Source organism: Leptolyngbya sp. NIES-2104 (assembly GCF_001485215.1).
Lineage (GTDB): Bacteria > Cyanobacteriota > Cyanobacteriia > Leptolyngbyales > Leptolyngbyaceae > Leptolyngbya.
Map to the genome: position 1 here is coordinate 1870939 of NZ_BBWW01000001.1, position 15989 is coordinate 1886927.

Below are 15989 nucleotides of genomic sequence, written 5' to 3' on the forward strand. Positions count from 1 at the left end.
ACTGTTCCTTGTGCGGATTGGCTTTATTGTATCGATAAACCAGAATGAGGAATTCTACGGACAGAAAGAGATGACTTCATAAAGTTACTTCAAAGGCGCAAGTGTCCATACTGAAGCCATCTCGTTGACTCTCTCGGCGCATGACTGACCCTAGAATCGGACAACTACTCTCAAACCGTTACCAACTGATTCAGCTAGTGGGACGGGGTGCGATGGGGCAAGTGTACAAAGCAGAAGACGTTTTATTGGGCGGCGTGATCGTTGCCGTGAAATTTCTGTCTCAAACCTTGCTGACTCGGAAAATGCGCGATCGTTTTCGGAGTGAGGCTCGGACTTGTGCGCTCCTCAGCACCAAAAGTATGCACATTGTCCGCGTGATGGATTACGGAGTTGATGATCAGGAAGTGCCTTACTATGTGATGGAATATTTGGAAGGTAATGGTTTAAGCGAGATCATTAGCGCTCAAAATCTTCCTTTGCCTCGATTTTTGAACTTAGCGCGACAGATTTGTGCGGCGATTCAGTGCGCTCATCAAGGCATTACGATCGATGGAAATCTCTATCCCATTATTCACCGAGACATCAAGCCGAGCAACATTCTAGTCACGCAGGACTCAGGGTATGGGGAACTGGTAAAGATTCTTGATTTTGGGATTTCTAAGCTGCTGCAAACCGATGCAAGTCAGACCAGCTCTTACATGGGAACGCTAGCGTATTCGTCGCCCGAACAAATGGAAGGACGGGAACTTGATTCACGATCGGACATTTATAGTTTGGGCGTGATGTTCTTTGAGATGCTGACCGAAAAGATGCCGCTTCAAGCGGATACCCATTCTTTTGGGAGTTGGTACAAAACGCATCATTTTCAACCGCCTCAGACGATTTCAGAGGTCAATCCAAACGCAAAAGTACCCAAAGTTTTAGAGTTGCTGGTCATGAGTTGTTTGGCAAAATTGCCGCAAGACCGCCCGCAAACGATCGAGGATATTCTTAAAGGTTTAGAGCCATTAGAACAGCGATACAATGCCACTCGCCAAATTAGCTATCGGATCGGGGAAGCGTTACTTAGAAGACCTATCGTAGCTCCGGCTCGAAACGCAGATGATCTTTCGCCCGATGAAGCGTGTCAGCTTACGACTTGGCCCAGAGATAAGCCGATCGCGCAAATTGTCTTTCCGCACATCCTCGAAACCAAACGGGAAACTTCAGCCACGATTTGGGTGATGTTGCCGCAGCAGGAGATCGAGAACATTCAGATTGGAAAACTGTACAATCGGTTTTTCAAAACGTTTCTGTGCATTCAATCGCCGCATCCTGTCCTGATGTGGGTGACAGCGTTGTATAACCAGCTTCAGCACAAAGATGGTAATCCGCGGTGGTTGAAGTGTTTCCTAGATTTGAAAACGGATCAGGGGCAGAAGCTGACGAAGCTATTAATCGAAAAGCAAAGCTATTACATTTTGTTTTTTGCGATCGAAGATCCGCATCATTGCGCCTATGTGATGCCACTTCAACTTTCAGCCCTACAGCGATCGCAGCTTCTCGAATGGATGCTGACAAGTCAGACTTGGGCTTCGATGGGAAAAGCTGCGATCAGTAAAGATTTGCTGAAAGCTGAATTTGAAAAGATTAAACCGAAAGTGATCGAGGATCTAGCTCGCGCTCAAACGATCAAAGCGTTGACCTGAGCGCGAATAGAACTGAGGCTTGGATTATCCCAAATATGCTGCTAATTCTTCAGAACCACCAATCAAAACGCCGTCTACAAAGACTTGTGGAACTGTAGAAGCTCCAGTCATCGCACGCAAGGTACGAGGACTCGCATCGCGACCGAGGACAATCTCCTCGTAATCGAAATCATGCTCACTTAACATCTGTTTTGCTTTCGCACAGAACGGACAGCCGATTTTAGTAAACAACGAAATCGCTTTCGGCTTTTCTGCATGTTCGTTGACGTACTTCAGCATCGTATCGGCATCAGAGACTTTGAACGGGTCGCCGGGTTCATCGGGTTCGATAAACATTTTCTCGATCGTGCCGTCTTTTACCAGCATCGAATAGCGCCATGAGCGCTTACCGAATCCTAGATCAGTTTTGTCTACCAACATTCCCATGCCGTCAGTGAATTCGCCGTTTCCGTCTGGAATCATTCTCACGTTGTCGGCTTTTTGGTCTTTGCACCATTCGTTCATGACAAACGCATCATTCACAGAAATGCAAATAATGTCATCTACACCATTCGCTTTGAAGATTTTTGCGAGTTCGTTATAGCCTGGAACGTGCGTTGATGAACAGGTTGGTGTGAATGCGCCTGGAAGTGAGAACACAATCACTGTTTTGCCAGAAAATAGTTCGTGTGTGGTAAGACTCACCCATTGATTGTCTTCACGGGTACGGAATGTAACATCCGGAACTTTTTGCCCTTCTCGGTTGGCGAACATATGCGGCTCTTTCTTGAGTCAACTACTTCTAAAGCGTACTCGGAATGAGTTCGACTTGTCAAGTAAATTGTTGACATGACAACTGCTGCAAAAGCAAAAATTTACGATCGCACGTTAGTTCTTACTTGTTCGCTAGAAAAACTGACTTAAGCCCAAGCGGGACTTCTCAAAAATTCGATCAATTCCCGATTCACGGTTTGGGGTGCTTCTTGCTGAATCCAGTGTCCACAGTGTGGAATCAGCTTGAATTTGAATGGAGCCGTGATCCAATTCTCGATCCCATCCATTAGTTTTGGACTGAGAATCGAATCTTCGTCTCCCCAGAGAACTAAAGTCGGAGCCGAAATCGGATCAGGCGATCGCATCCAATCTCTCACCCAATGCCCAGAGAGAAATAACTGTCGATAATGATTCACGGCTGCACGAATTGCGCCCGGTTTCTGAAGTGCCGCCTGATATTTATGAATCAAGTCCTGAGTAAATGCCCCTTTTCGCACAGCTTGTTCTTGAAACATACTTTGAATGAAGGCGGTCATGTTCAGTTGAATCAGCCACTCTGGAAGGGTCGGAACTTGAAACGCCAAAACGTACCAGCTTCGACGGAGTTGATCGAGATTACTGAGTAAATCTTTCGTAAATCGCTGCGGATGGGGAGCACTTAGAAGAGCTAAACGATCGAGCGAATTCGGAAATTTTTGAGCAAATCGCCACGCGATCGCACCACCCCAATCGTGCCCGACAACGTGAGCGCGGGAGTACCCTAATTGATCGATTAAACTGCGAATATCTGAACTTAAAGTGTCGAGATCGTAGCCGCTCTCTGGCTTTTCTGAATCGTTATAGCCTCTGAGATCGGGAACAACGACTTTGAAATGTCTTGCAAGGGCAGGAATTTGAAACCGCCACGAATACCAAAACTCAGGAAATCCGTGCAGCAGGAGGACTAAATCGCCTTCTCCTTGAGTCACGTAGTGCAATCGGATTTGATTGGCTTCAATGAATTGATGCTGCCAATTTGAGTCGGTCATAGTCGCCTTCTATACACCAGCCACGAAATTCTACGTTGATGAGGAGCATCGGGCTGTGTGAATAGACGCACCTCGCTTTCTGCTGAATTATCTCATTGAAAGCGTACCAACAGAAACGAGGGAATCACTCACAGTTCAACGAATTCAGCCTATCGCAAGCTTTCGATCGGCGCAATCGGGCGATAATCAGACGGTTTAATTTGATACTTCACTAGATTGGCGAGTTCTTGAAGTTGGTTGATGGCTTCTGCGCCCTCTAGTTTCATCAATTCTCGATCGTCGCGCATTTCTGTCCAGGTGATTCCGTAGTCGGATACCAAAAACCGAATCAGGTGGTTATTTCCCAAACTCACCATGAACGATGCGCTGTTCATTTGACCGCCACAGGTGTAGCAAGAAGCCAAATAGCCCCGATTCTCTAATACGGTTGCTAAGGCTTGGAGATTCATCACCAAGTCTTGAACAAATTGACGGTGTTGCTCTGCTAGTCGTAAGAACACAATTGCCCTCCAATCACCACAAACAATTCTAAACCTTCTCTTAAGAATTTACCGAACATTTCCTTGATGATATACCGCAGTTTCTGAAGGTCATAGTGTACCCAATGTTAAATCGGATACATCTGATACATTAGCTATCGTAACTGACTGGATCTGAAGCCAAAGTAGCGAACGCAACAAGTCTAAGAAACCAAAGAATTCTTAATCTTTTGTACCAATTTCCTTGAACGAAATTTGAACAGTTGTTGCATGAAGCAGGATTGAAAATCAGGAGCCAGTCTTGTTTAAGCTATGCACATTCTAATGAGGGGATCAGGAAAGTGGAGTAAATCGATCGATAGATTTCGTAGAAACAATACATAAGTTTTATGACAACAATAAGGGGGATCAATTGATCCCCCTGTTTCAACAAAATGATGCTTTTTTTCTAACCAAAAATAACGACTAATTTGCCTGCCACCAGCCCGCCGCTGGACCCACAAATCGAACGACAATCCAAGCAACAACTAAGAGGGCAATTCCCGCCCAAGCTCCAGTCGATGTCCACTGCACAAACTTCTGAGATTGCGTTTTGGTAACTGGAAACCAAGGCGCGATCGTAGGTTCTTTGCCGTAGTTTTCACCTAGCGATTCTTTACGACGTTTTGCTTCTCCCATAGTTTTTTATTAATTAAGGTCGTGTGTTGATCATATCGCGTTTGTCTCGTCGCCTACATTACTAAATAAGGTGGCATCAAGATAATTAATTCGAGCAAATGGACTGAGTGCCGTTAACACTTGGCTGCCGTAACTACGATGAAGGACACGACTATCTAAGAGCGCGATCACACCTTGACTTTCCCGAACTGGAGAAACGGCGCGTTGTAATTCACCCAGCGCTTCGGGAAGCAGATACAGCCGAAACCAATCTTGACGATGCTGTTTGTAATGAGCGACCCGACCCGCGACTAAAGGATGTTCGAGTGAGGGAATTGGAAGAGTTGCGATCGCTAAAACTTGCGGTGCGGGCAATACACTCTGATGCTCGCGCCAAAATTCCCACCCGGTTACAAGAATGCCGTTTTCTTCTAAGCAGGTTCGCTCAACTTGAACTCTAGAACCAAATTCCGCCGCCAGAATTGATCCGACCTGAGATCTCAGCGGAGTATCGCCCACGAGAATAACCGAAAATCCTTGGAACGAAACGCTGAGGAGCGATCGCAGTTCTCGAAGCAGAGCAGGCTGAAACTGTGGCGTATTCGGAAGCGGAATCCCTTCAGGTTGATAAAGCTGGACGAGATCTTCTTGACGATCGAGCGCGAATTTCAAACACGTCAAATCATCGTTCAACCCAATTGACGATCGATAAATTGCGGCATCTGAATCGAGATCGAGCGCACCTCCGATCAATACGGTCGGCTGTTGTGACCAAATTGGAGCCAGCGAGGAAGCCACTTCAATCGGAGCGCAATGAAGCGAAAATTGTCCGGCTTGACGGGCGATCGTGACCCAAGTTAAGCGATCGTTCTGATTAAATTGCTCAAAGAATTTCGCCCAATTCGACGGTAATGATTCGGTTAATCGCTGCTGTAACTCAGTTAAAATATCGCGTTCCGCTTGCTCAAATAAGTAACATTCGTAAGGATTAGCGGGATGCTGAAAAACGGCACGAATCAATTGAATTCGAGTATCGCGGATTAAATCAACATGAGCGGGACAAGCTAACATCAGCGATTCCCAATCCGCTGATTCGATCTGGAGCGTCAATCGATCGCGTGTCCAAGTTTCCAAATCATCGACACCATCGATCACGGTCGGAATTCCCGGTGGAAATCTGCCTTCGTTGTGAAGTCGATCGCTTAACCAAGCTTGCGGAGTCGTGATCAAAATACCTTTGTAATCTGGAGAAATCCAGCGATCGCCTGTTTGGATCGGCTTCGGATAACTGATCCACTGCCGCAGTCGTGGTATTTCTACTCTCAAGATCCGCTGTTGGATCATTTCCGGTACGACTAAAATCACAGGCTCGTGCCACATCAGAAGCGGCACGAGATAGCTCAACCGATAACGCCCCTGAAGATCGGACGGTGCACCCGTTTGAATCAGCGCACTCCGACCAATCCGAAGCGCACGAGCAACTAGACGCGCCATCGTTAAGTGATGCGACCAGTACAATTCGCCTTGTTCTCTCAGAAAGGCACGTAGTTGTTGGTGGACTTCTACCTCGATCACACGCTTCTCTCGTTGCGGAACTAATTCACCATTTTGACACACCCATAAAAAACCCTGCGGCAAGTTATCTCACCACAGGATTTTTAAGATTCAATCAACGCTTAGCGTCTTCTACCGCTGCCGAAAGAAGAGCGTGGTCGTACTCCACTACCAAATCCACCCGGACGATTCACACGGCTCGGAGTCGATCGATTCGATCTTCTCAATGTACTGGTGCCATATCCCGATCCAGTGGGTCGATCGTTAGAAATCCGAGGACGATTCACTCGTGTACTTGGCGATCCCAGTCTGCCTGTCGATCGGAAAACTTGACGATTGCGTTCAACAGCGGGCGGTGCTTGATAGCGTTCCTGATAACGCGAAACGGCTTGACCGTAAGAAGAACCGTATCCGCCAAAACCAGTCAGACCGACACCCGGACGATAAACGGGAGGCACATAGTACTGAGGGCGGAAGAGAAGGCTACCGATCGCTTGACCTGCGATCGCGCCCGCAAACGGTGCCCAGAAATTCGGCTCTTGACGGACGACAACCGTTTCAGTTCGTCCAGTTTGTGGATCAGTCACGTTCTCAGTGACATTGTGGACGTATTCAATCTTGAAATCTTCGGGAATGTGAAGTGAAACCTGACCGTTTTCAGACTTCAGATATGCTTTCTGACCCGCTTTCACTTCGTCCGGGGTCAGTTGTGCCAAGGGTAAATTCTCCGTTCTAAACGATGAATTCACTCCCGCAGGCGTGTCTCGTAATAAAACGGTGTATTCCCCAGATCCGTCGTCAAATGTCGCTTGTTGAACCGAATACTGTCCATTCGGTAAAGGTTTGGTGGCACGCGCCTCAGTCGTGGGGCGATTCGTCTGGGTGCGGGCGGGATCACCGAGAGAAGCACTACCGCAGCCTACTGTTGTCCAACAGAGCGCGACCGTCATCGAGAGAGCAAGAAATTTCCGCATCATTGGAGCGAGTTTAATAAAGGAGAACATAGGCGCTTCACTTAATCCTGTTCTAGAGTCTTTTCCTACACTATTCAGCATCCTATCGAGAGAACACCGCATATTTCTAGAGAGGGATCAGTTCCGGGTAAAATTCCAGCAACTGATCAGAACTAAGTTCATCACCGAGGCGCGAAGGAGAAAAGTGAATTTGAATCGCTCTTAGTCGCTCTTGGTACTGCAAGTTAATGATTGCTTTCAGTCCAGTCGCCAGCGCTCTCAGATCCGCTAAATCTGTTTCGAGTTCAGGAACTTCCCCTTCTGCTGCGATCGTAATCATTACAATCAGGTTCTGCGTCACGGGTAACGTCAATTCATCGTTAGGGCTTTCCGTACCTGTCTCCAATTCCGGCGCACTCAAGTACCGCTGAGCCGAGTCTGTGAACAGTTCATTCACATAATCGCCCGCTTCACCTTCGTTCCAAACCGCGTCACCTTCATTGGCAGCCGATCGCCAATAGGTTTGATATTGCAGCAAGCTTTGACATACCTCGACCAGTCCTTCGCCTAAAACTTGCAGATCGCCCTCGGACTCGATCGCATCTCGTCCTGCTCGATTCAAGATTCCGAGCAGCGGAGCTACTTCATCCCCAGCCAAATGAATAAACAGCCGACAGACCATAAATCGGCTTTTTCCCGAAAATTGGTTCAATCGATCGCGCCAAGAACTCATAAAAACAACCTAAACTCTGTTTATTAACAAGGGATAACGTACTAAACCTCGTAGAAACAAGCGTCTGCCGTTAGTTAGGCGTTTTCGTGCGCTTTAGGGATGGGGCTGAACAATGAAGCGGTTTGTATCAATTTCACCCCAAAAAGCAAACTGCCAACCCTCGAAGAGAAATTAGCAGTTCACCTAGTATTCACAGAGATTTATGGGTTAGAGCCTTTAAATTCGCTGGCTCCATTTGATCTATATCTAGAATCTCAGACATCCGGAGGATGTTTCGGCTCTCTAACCTTTTCTTTAGATTTGGTGCTTATGCGGAGTCAGAGTGGCACCCAGCGCTTGAGAGAGCCAAATCTCGATCGCATGAACCGGATATTTGCGTGCCACTTCTGCGGCTGGATCGACCATCGGCTGCACCAAAATCGTGAACATGCCTAAACGGTTTCCGGCTAGAACATCGGTAAATAAGCGATCGCCCACCATTCCCACTTGTTCTGGCGGCAAATCCATCGCCTCGACCGCCCGTCTCAACTTCCGGCGCGAAGGCTTGCCTGCACCCGTAATGTAGTACGGCACTTTCAGCACATCCGCAATCCGTTTAATCCGGTTCTCACTGATATTGTTGCTGACCAGCCAGATTTGGGTGATTTCTCGAACTTGCTCAACCCACGGTAAAAGTTCGGCTGAAATTTGTGCGGTGGTGATTGGGACTAGCGTTTCATCCACATCAAGCACGAGACCGCGTAGTCCGCTTTGTTGAAGGAGTTCCGGTGTTAATCCAAGAATGGTCGTATCGAGAAGAAGATCGGGTTGGAGAAGTTTGCCCCAAGACATGGCGTGACACTCGTGAGGTTGAACAATTAAAAAGTCTATTGACTAGCGTACGAGTTGAATTTGGTTAAATCAATCACAATTCGATTTACTGTGACAATTTGTTTATATCTTTATGAAAGAGTGCTCTAAACCTAATCAACAGTTTAGAGCGATCGTGTCTCGATTTCGTATCGGATTCTCACAGAGTGCTATCGAGTTTTTGCAGGTTTGGATTGTTCTTTTTGTGCCTGGGCATCGACACGATCGCGAATTTTACCTTGCGCCGCTTCATGTTCTGCCAGAGTACGACTAAACACATGAGAGCCATCGTACCGCGCTACAAAATAGAGATAATCGGTTTGTTCAGGGTCTAAGGTTGCTTTGAGGCTGGCAATTCCCGGAGCCGCGATCGGAGTCGGTGGCAGTCCGGGTGTGACATAAGTGTTGTACGGCGAAGGAGTCGCGACCTGAGCGTAAGTTAACGGATTCTCAGGAGTTTGCTGTACTCCAAGGGCATATTCCACCGTTGGATCAGATCCAAGCGTCATGTTCTTCTTCAGACGATTGTGAAATACGCCAGAAATTCGAGCACGTTCGGTTGGAATCACCGCTTCTTTCTCGACGATGCTGGCAAGCGTGACCCATTGCAGCAGAGAAAGATTAGTTTTACCGCGATTCTGGTTGTAAATCGGGAGTGCAACCTGCTCGAAACGATTTAGCATTTGGCGCACGACTTGTTGAGAAGTGATCGCTGATCCGGCTTCGATCTGATAAGTATCGGGGTAAAGAAAGCCTTCTAGAAAGGGCAAATTCGGCGGCAACCAAGGAAAATCTGCGATCGGAACTTGGCTTGCGGCGTTGAGAAAATCTTGAGCTTTGAAAAATCCTTCTTTCTCGAAATAGTTCGCCATCTGTTTTAGCGACCAGCCTTCAGGAATCGTAAAGCTGCGTTGTGCGACTTGTCCTTCCCAAATTTTTTGCGCGATCGCTTGCAAACTATCCCCGGTCGAAAGCTCATAGTTTCCGGCTTGAAATCCGCCATCGGGATTTTTCCACATCAGCCAGCGTGCCCAGACTTCCCAGGCTTTCGCCGATCGAATTAATCCAGCAGCTTCGAGTTCTTGTCCGATCTGTTGAGCCGAAGTTCCTTGAGGAATCTGAATCAGAACTCGTTTTCCTTGCTCTGGAGCGGCTTGAGCAGCGATCGGAGAACTGGCGAAATTCCACCAGGCTTGAGCACGCCAAGCAGATAGACCGAGTGCAGCCCCGACGAGAAACAGGAAAAACGAAAATCTCGCAACACTTTTAGCGATTTTCATCTCGAATGAAGGTGAAGAACTGAGCAAATCACTTTGCTGAGAACAAATCTTAACGGAGTTACGAAATAAGTCAACGGATATAAAAATGATTTATCAACAAGATTTGCGATCGAGGGGATCGCGACCAAATAAGGATTGTAGCGCTGAATTTAGATGAGGAAAAATATTTTTTTAGGAGTCGGCTTTTATTTCTGAACGCGAGTATTCAAAAATACCGACTCCAACTAAACTAATCCATTTCATCGAAGAGTTGATCTTCGATCATCGGTAACATTGGCTCAATTTTCTTAAGCTCTTCTTGCGATAACAAATGTGGCGTTCCATCGTCATCGAGTCGCGCCAAAATGAAATAAGGATCAAGCGGTGTATAAATTGCGTATTCTTGTTCCTCATACCAAAAGCTGGCTAACAGTTGTAGTTCTTCCTGATCATCGTCTGAGTCGGATTCTACGCCTGCCCAAGCTTCGTCATCGTCTAAATCGGGTAAGTCACCTTCAACGGTTAGCACAACGGCTGTTTGCTTCAGAGCCAAATTTTGCTCTTCTAGCACCGCTTTTGCGATCGGAAACACCTGATCAATGACTGCCTGATCTTCGACTAATACTGCTTCATCCTCGTCGCCATTTTCCTGCCAAGCGAAAATCTCGATCGGCGAGTCAACGGGAAGTAACAGCACATATTCTTGGTCTTCCACGTCCAAAGAATGCTCGATGTAGCAGGTGAGGGTCAAGCCTGACTCATCTGTGAGGGTTACGGTGGGAGCATCCATGCTGTTAATGCTGTCTTCGTCCATTGGACTCTCTCTATCTCAACTTACATAAAACGAATTTTGGACTCACCGAAATCAACAGTTGCGATCGCGGTTTGTCCTCCCAAAAGTATCTCGTAGAATGGGCACTTTTGCTCAAACCAAGAGCGGGACATCGATTGAACAAAAAATCGGGATGGTTCTCACCACCCCGATCGAATTGAATTTATCTTAGCGAATTACAGTTGCGGGACATATCGATCTTTCTCAGGAACTGCGGTGTATTCTGCAACGATCTGACGGAATTCATCGCCATCGATCGTTTCTTTTTCCACCAGCAGATCGACTAAGCGATCGATCACTTCCCGATTTTCGCGAACAATCCGACGGGTATCTTCTAAGCAATGTTCGACAATCGATCGCACTTGAGCATCGATTCGAGCCGCGATTTCTTCGGAATATTCCGATCGCGTCGTCCAACCTGCACCTAAGAAGACTTCGCCTTGCTGACTTTCGAGCGACAACGGACCGAGATCCGACATTCCGTAACGAGTCACCATCTGACGAGCCATTCCAGTAACTTGCTGAATGTCGCCACCTGCGCCCGTCGTGACTTCCGCATCTCCGAAAATCACTTCTTCCGCAGCGCGTCCACCTAAAGCACCTTTGATTCGCGCTAGGATTTGCGATCGCGAAATCAGTCCTTGATCTTCACTCGGCATAAACCAAGTCAAACCACGAGCCTGACCACGAGGAACCAGAGTCACCTTCTGTACGGGATCGTGCTCTTTTACTAAAGTACCTACGATCGCGTGTCCGATTTCGTGATAAGCGATCAATCGCTTGCTCTTACTATCGGTCAGCGGTGTGCCTTCCATTCCCGCCACGACGCGATCGACAGCATCATCGATTTCGAGCATCGTGATGGCATCTTTACGGCGACGAGCGGTGAGAATTGCGGCTTCGTTCAGCAAGTTCGCTAAGTCTGCTCCAGAGAAACCTGGAGTCCGACGTGCGATCGCTTCGAGTGAAACTTCAGGTGCAATCTTTTTGTTGCGAGCGTGAACGTTCAGAACTTCAAGACGACCTTTGATATCGGGGACATCGACGGTAACTTGGCGATCGAAACGACCCGGACGCAATAAAGCAGAGTCAAGTACATCAGGGCGGTTCGTTGCTGCGATGATGATGATGCCGGTATTGCCTTCAAAGCCATCCATCTCGGTTAGGAGTTGGTTCAGGGTTTGTTCCCGTTCATCGTTACCGCCACCGATGCCCGCTCCACGCTGACGACCGACCGCATCAATTTCATCGATAAAGATGATACAAGGTGCGTTTTCTTTCGCTTTTTTGAACAAGTCGCGGACGCGGGACGCACCCACACCGACGAACATTTCGACGAATTCGGAACCAGAGATCGAGAAGAAGGGAACACCCGCTTCACCTGCGATCGCTTTTGCTAACAGTGTCTTACCTGTTCCAGGAGGTCCAACGAGCAGAACGCCCTTGGGAATTTTTGCGCCGACTGCGGTAAAGCGTTCGGGCTTTTTCAAGAAAGTAACAACTTCTTGAAGTTCTTCCTTTGCTTCTTCGATGCCTGCGACATCATCAAATAAGACACCCGTTTTCGCTTCCATTTGGAAACGAGCGCGAGACTTACCGAAGCTCATCGCTTGTCCAGGACCACCGGGAACATTCCCCGATCGACGGAACAAGAAGAACAATCCACCCAAGAGCAGAATCGGGAAAATCAGGTTTCCGAGCAGGTTCCAGACTGCGCCATCGTTGCGGATGGGATGAGAATCGAGGTTTACACCAGCGGTGCGAAGACGGGTCACGAGTTCGGGAGTATTGCCGGGGAGATCGACTCGTAAGCGTTGTAGCCGATTATCCAAATCTGGATCAACTGCTTCTACGATCGCAGTCCGACCGCCATCATATAAATCAACACTAGTAATTCGATTGGCATCTAAATACTCCAGGAACCGTCCATAAGTCATCCGGGTGCTGGCGGTGTTTCGACTTGTACTGGGTGCGGTTGGAGCGATTGATCCTTGCCATAGGAAAAACCCAACGACGAGCGCGGGTAATGCCCAGAGCAGGATGGTTCTCCAAGAAGATTTCATAAACTAGCAACCTCGCGATACGGCTACAACGGTAAAGATCGATCGTTATTTAAGTATGGAGCTTCCATACGAGTTTGTACGGTGCGATTTGGCTCAAGAATTAAGCTCAGATGAAGCGCAAGTACTTTTACGGATTCTCTACCAAGGGATTAATGAGAAGAATCTTAACTAAATTTAACAGAAATTCGGGTCTTCCGACAAACGGGAGTTTGGAAGGGGAACTTCTTGGGGTTTGGTGCGATCGATTGGAGGCTGTTTGGAAAGTTTTCGCTGCGTTGTGCGCTCGCCCTGAAATGAATTTCGGGCTAATCGGCGAAAGTCTACTGAAGTAGACTAGGAGCGAGTTCTAGGCTCTTAGTTCATTTCAATGAACTTGCGTCGGTTAGCCCAAAATTCATTTCAGGGCGGGGTGTGGCAATAACGACTACGTTTCAAACACCTTCTTAAGCCACGATCGACAATGCCTGCTCAAACCGTTCTCGATCGAGTCCTTTCTGATTCAACAGCAACCAGGACTGGACTAAATCAGGTCCTTGAAGCGCCCCAGTTAGCGAGGCTCTGAGCGATTTCATCACGACACCTTTCTTCAAGTTCTGCTCTTTCACGACTTGTTTAATCACGTCTTGAGTCGCAGCTTCAGTTAACGGTGAAGGCATCGCCTCTAAGATTGCCTTAATCGCTGTGGATGCGCCTTCTTGCTGCATTTGAGCTTTCGCATCTTCGTTCAATTCCACGGATTGGAACAGATAGCGCGTCATTTCTACCGCTTCATTTAGGCGAGAAAGGCTCGGAGCAACTAGGGCAGCGATTTGTTCCAGCCATGCACGATCGCTCTTTTCATCAAATACATACCCAGCTGATTTCCAGATCGGAACTAATAAATCCGTCACCTCTGGAATCGGCATTGCGTGAATATACTGCCCGTTCAGCCAGTTCAATTTATCCCAGTCGAATTTAGCTCCAGCTTTATTGACGCGATCGAATCCGAATTTCTCAGCCGCTTCTGTGAGCGTGAAAATTTCGGTCATCGGTTCGGGAGGCGACCAACCGAGCAGCGTCATGTAATTCGCGATCGCGTCCGATGTGTATCCCATATTTCTAAAATCAGAAATCGAAGTCACGCCATCGCGCTTGGAAAGTTTCGCGCCTGCTTGATTCAAAATCAGTGGAGTGTGTCCGAATTCTGGTAACGTCGCGCCTAATGCTTCATACAGTAGAATTTGCTTCGGCGTATTTCCGATGTGATCTTCGCCCCTGATCACATGGCTGATTTGCATATCGATATCGTCAATTACCACGACAAAGTTATAAAGCGGTTGACCGATTTCTTCGCCTTCTGCCGCACGAGCAATCACCATATCGCCGCCCAAATCGCGACCTTTCCATGTGACCGTTCCGCGAACGAGATCCGTCCAGGAAATTTCTCGATCGTCCTCGATTTTGAACCGAATCACAGGCTTGCGACCTTCAGCCAAGTAAGCCGCTTCTTGTTCGGGAGTCAGATTACGATGGCGATTGTCGTATCGGGGCGCTTCGTTTCTGGCTTTTTGTGCTTCCCGCATCGCATCCAGTTCTTCAGGCGTATCATAAGCGCGATAAGCAAGTCCTTTTTCAAGAAGTTGCTTAATCTTTTCGCCGTACAAACTCATCCGAGCGGTTTGATAGACGGGTTCTTCGTCCCACGTCAAACCGAGCCAAGTCAACCCGTCGAAAATGTTCTGCGTGTATTCGGGTTTCGATCGCTCTAGATCGGTGTCTTCGATGCGAAGAATGAATTTTCCACCATGATGACGGGCAAACAGCCAGTTAAAAACCGCAGTTCTAGCCGTTCCGATGTGGAGATTCCCAGTCGGGCTGGGTGCAATGCGAACGCGAACTGTCATGAGTCAAATAGGAAATTGTGCATTCTCCATTGTGGCGCAATTAGGATTTCGTGGGTAACTCAACCTGAGCCGTCGTACCTTGTCCGAGTTCGCTTTGGATTGAGATTGATCCACGCTGAAGCTCGACGCATTGTTTCACGATCGACAATCCCAATCCACCGCCCGGAATCGTGTCAACATTTTTCGCTCGGTGAAACGGCTCGAAAATCATCGGCAAGTCTTCTTCAGGAATGCCTAAACCGCGATCGCTCACAGTAATTAAGATGTGCTGAGAATCAGTGCGAACTTCGAGATCGATCGATTGCTTCGAGAATTTGAGCGCATTAGCGACGAGATGATTCACAATCAAACTGAATAATTCAGGATCAAGATTGACTCGCCGACTGTTGCCCAGAAAGCGGAACTGAATACGATCGTGTTGCTGAAGGTCAGACACAAGACTGGTGCAAAATCGCTGTAAATCAAACGAATCCAGTTTTGGAGCAATTTCATCTGCACCCATTTTTCGTAACGTGAGCGCATTCGTCAGAATCGTTGTCATCGATCGCACCGCATCGCGAATCTTTTGAAAATAGCGCGATCGTCGATCTTCGGGGCAGTCTGTACCGAGCCGCTCTAATAATTCTGTAGACGTGAGAATGATCGACAACGGCGTTCTAAATTCATGGGATGCGGTCGTGATAAAGCGCGATTTCAGTTCGTGCAGTTCTTCGATCGCTTGAGTGATTTGGGATTCTGTCCGTTGTCGTGCTGCAATTTCGTGCTGCAAACGGGCGTGAATCACGGCAAGCTCTTGAGTTTGATGCTTAAGCCGCTGTTCTAATTCTTGTTGATGTTGATGTTTCTTGAGTGCAACTTGAATCGCGCTTTCAAGTTCGATCAGATTAATCGGCTTAATTAGATATCCAAAAAGATCGGTTTGTTGAGCCGAATAAATTATTTCTGGATCGGCATAGCCTGTTAGAAAAATAACTGGGATTTTCCAGCGATCGCGAATGGTATGAGCAACTTCAATTCCGTTCTGTTCGCCCTTCAATCCCACATCCATTAACACTAAATCCGGTGTTGTATTTGCAACAAGAGATAAAGCGGAATGTGCGGAATCAGCAATGCCAGTCACCGAATAATTTGCAGCTTCTAAACGGGATCGCAAACTCAGTGCGACCACACCTTCATCTTCGACAATAGCAATCTTTTCACCCACCATTTCTGACTCACCTACCTGTGCAGACGATCGCAATGGTGGAACCGATAAAAT

14 protein-coding genes are annotated in these 15989 nt (G+C 47.6%); 1 reads left to right on the top strand and 13 read right to left on the bottom strand.

The genetic code is table 11. The annotated features are described in order from the left end of the window. Positions 1-140 precede the first annotated feature (140 nt). Positions 141-1688, top strand: coding sequence for a serine/threonine-protein kinase (locus NIES2104_RS08735; RefSeq protein WP_058997680.1), 1548 nt, complete (start codon positions 141-143; stop codon positions 1686-1688). 24 nt (positions 1689-1712) lie between these two features. Here NIES2104_RS08735 and NIES2104_RS08740 read toward each other — a convergent pair whose 3' ends face one another. The 13 genes from NIES2104_RS08740 to NIES2104_RS08805 all read right to left on the bottom strand — a co-directional run bounded on the left by NIES2104_RS08740 (position 1713) and on the right by NIES2104_RS08805 (position 15938). Beyond that, on the bottom strand, positions 1713-2441 hold the full coding sequence (locus tag NIES2104_RS08740; RefSeq protein ID WP_058997682.1) for a glutathione peroxidase: 729 nt from the start codon (positions 2439-2441) through the stop codon (positions 1713-1715). A 146-nt stretch (positions 2442-2587) separates the two neighbouring features. Next, entirely contained in the window at positions 2588-3469 is an 882-nt protein-coding gene (locus NIES2104_RS08745) for an alpha/beta fold hydrolase (protein WP_058997684.1), read from the bottom strand. Positions 3470-3618: 149 nt separating this feature from the next. Further along, positions 3619-3969 carry a DUF1815 family protein gene (locus tag NIES2104_RS08750; protein WP_058997686.1) on the bottom strand — a complete coding sequence of 117 codons (351 nt, stop codon included), beginning with the start codon at positions 3967-3969 and terminating at the stop codon, positions 3619-3621. Between the two features lie 444 nt (positions 3970-4413). After that, a complete protein-coding gene (locus NIES2104_RS08755; protein WP_058997688.1) occupies positions 4414-4626 on the bottom strand; it encodes a DUF2839 domain-containing protein in 213 nt (70 codons plus the stop codon). A gap of 30 nt (positions 4627-4656) precedes the next feature. Next, positions 4657-6243, bottom strand: a complete 1587-nt coding sequence (locus NIES2104_RS08760) for an ATP-dependent DNA helicase (RefSeq protein WP_263970933.1) — start codon at positions 6241-6243, stop codon at positions 4657-4659. Positions 6244-6281: 38 nt separating this feature from the next. After that, positions 6282-7136 (bottom strand): hypothetical protein, encoded by an 855-nt coding sequence (locus NIES2104_RS08765; RefSeq protein ID WP_059001632.1) that lies wholly within the window; start codon positions 7134-7136, stop codon positions 6282-6284. A 103-nt stretch (positions 7137-7239) separates the two neighbouring features. Further along, positions 7240-7845 (bottom strand): DUF1517 domain-containing protein, encoded by a 606-nt coding sequence (locus tag NIES2104_RS08770; RefSeq protein WP_058997691.1) that lies wholly within the window; start codon positions 7843-7845, stop codon positions 7240-7242. Positions 7846-8139: 294 nt separating this feature from the next. Then, on the bottom strand, positions 8140-8676 hold the full coding sequence (locus tag NIES2104_RS08775; RefSeq protein ID WP_058997692.1) for a YqeG family HAD IIIA-type phosphatase: 537 nt from the start codon (positions 8674-8676) through the stop codon (positions 8140-8142). Between the two features lie 188 nt (positions 8677-8864). Beyond that, positions 8865-9974: an endolytic transglycosylase MltG gene (gene mltG / locus NIES2104_RS08780; RefSeq protein WP_058997694.1), complete on the bottom strand. Its 1110-nt coding sequence runs from the start codon at positions 9972-9974 to the stop codon at positions 8865-8867. Between the two features lie 229 nt (positions 9975-10203). Next, on the bottom strand, positions 10204-10767 hold the full coding sequence (locus NIES2104_RS08785; protein ID WP_058997696.1) for a DUF3727 domain-containing protein: 564 nt from the start codon (positions 10765-10767) through the stop codon (positions 10204-10206). 194 nt (positions 10768-10961) lie between these two features. After that, positions 10962-12848, bottom strand: a complete 1887-nt coding sequence (gene ftsH2, locus NIES2104_RS08790) for an ATP-dependent zinc metalloprotease FtsH2 (protein ID WP_058997697.1) — start codon at positions 12846-12848, stop codon at positions 10962-10964. A 443-nt stretch (positions 12849-13291) separates the two neighbouring features. Continuing rightward, positions 13292-14731: a glutamate--tRNA ligase gene (gene gltX, locus NIES2104_RS08800; protein WP_058997702.1), complete on the bottom strand. Its 1440-nt coding sequence runs from the start codon at positions 14729-14731 to the stop codon at positions 13292-13294. A gap of 40 nt (positions 14732-14771) precedes the next feature. After that, positions 14772-15938, bottom strand: coding sequence for an ATP-binding protein (locus tag NIES2104_RS08805; protein ID WP_058997704.1), 1167 nt, complete (start codon positions 15936-15938; stop codon positions 14772-14774). Positions 15939-15989: the final 51 nt, after the last annotated feature.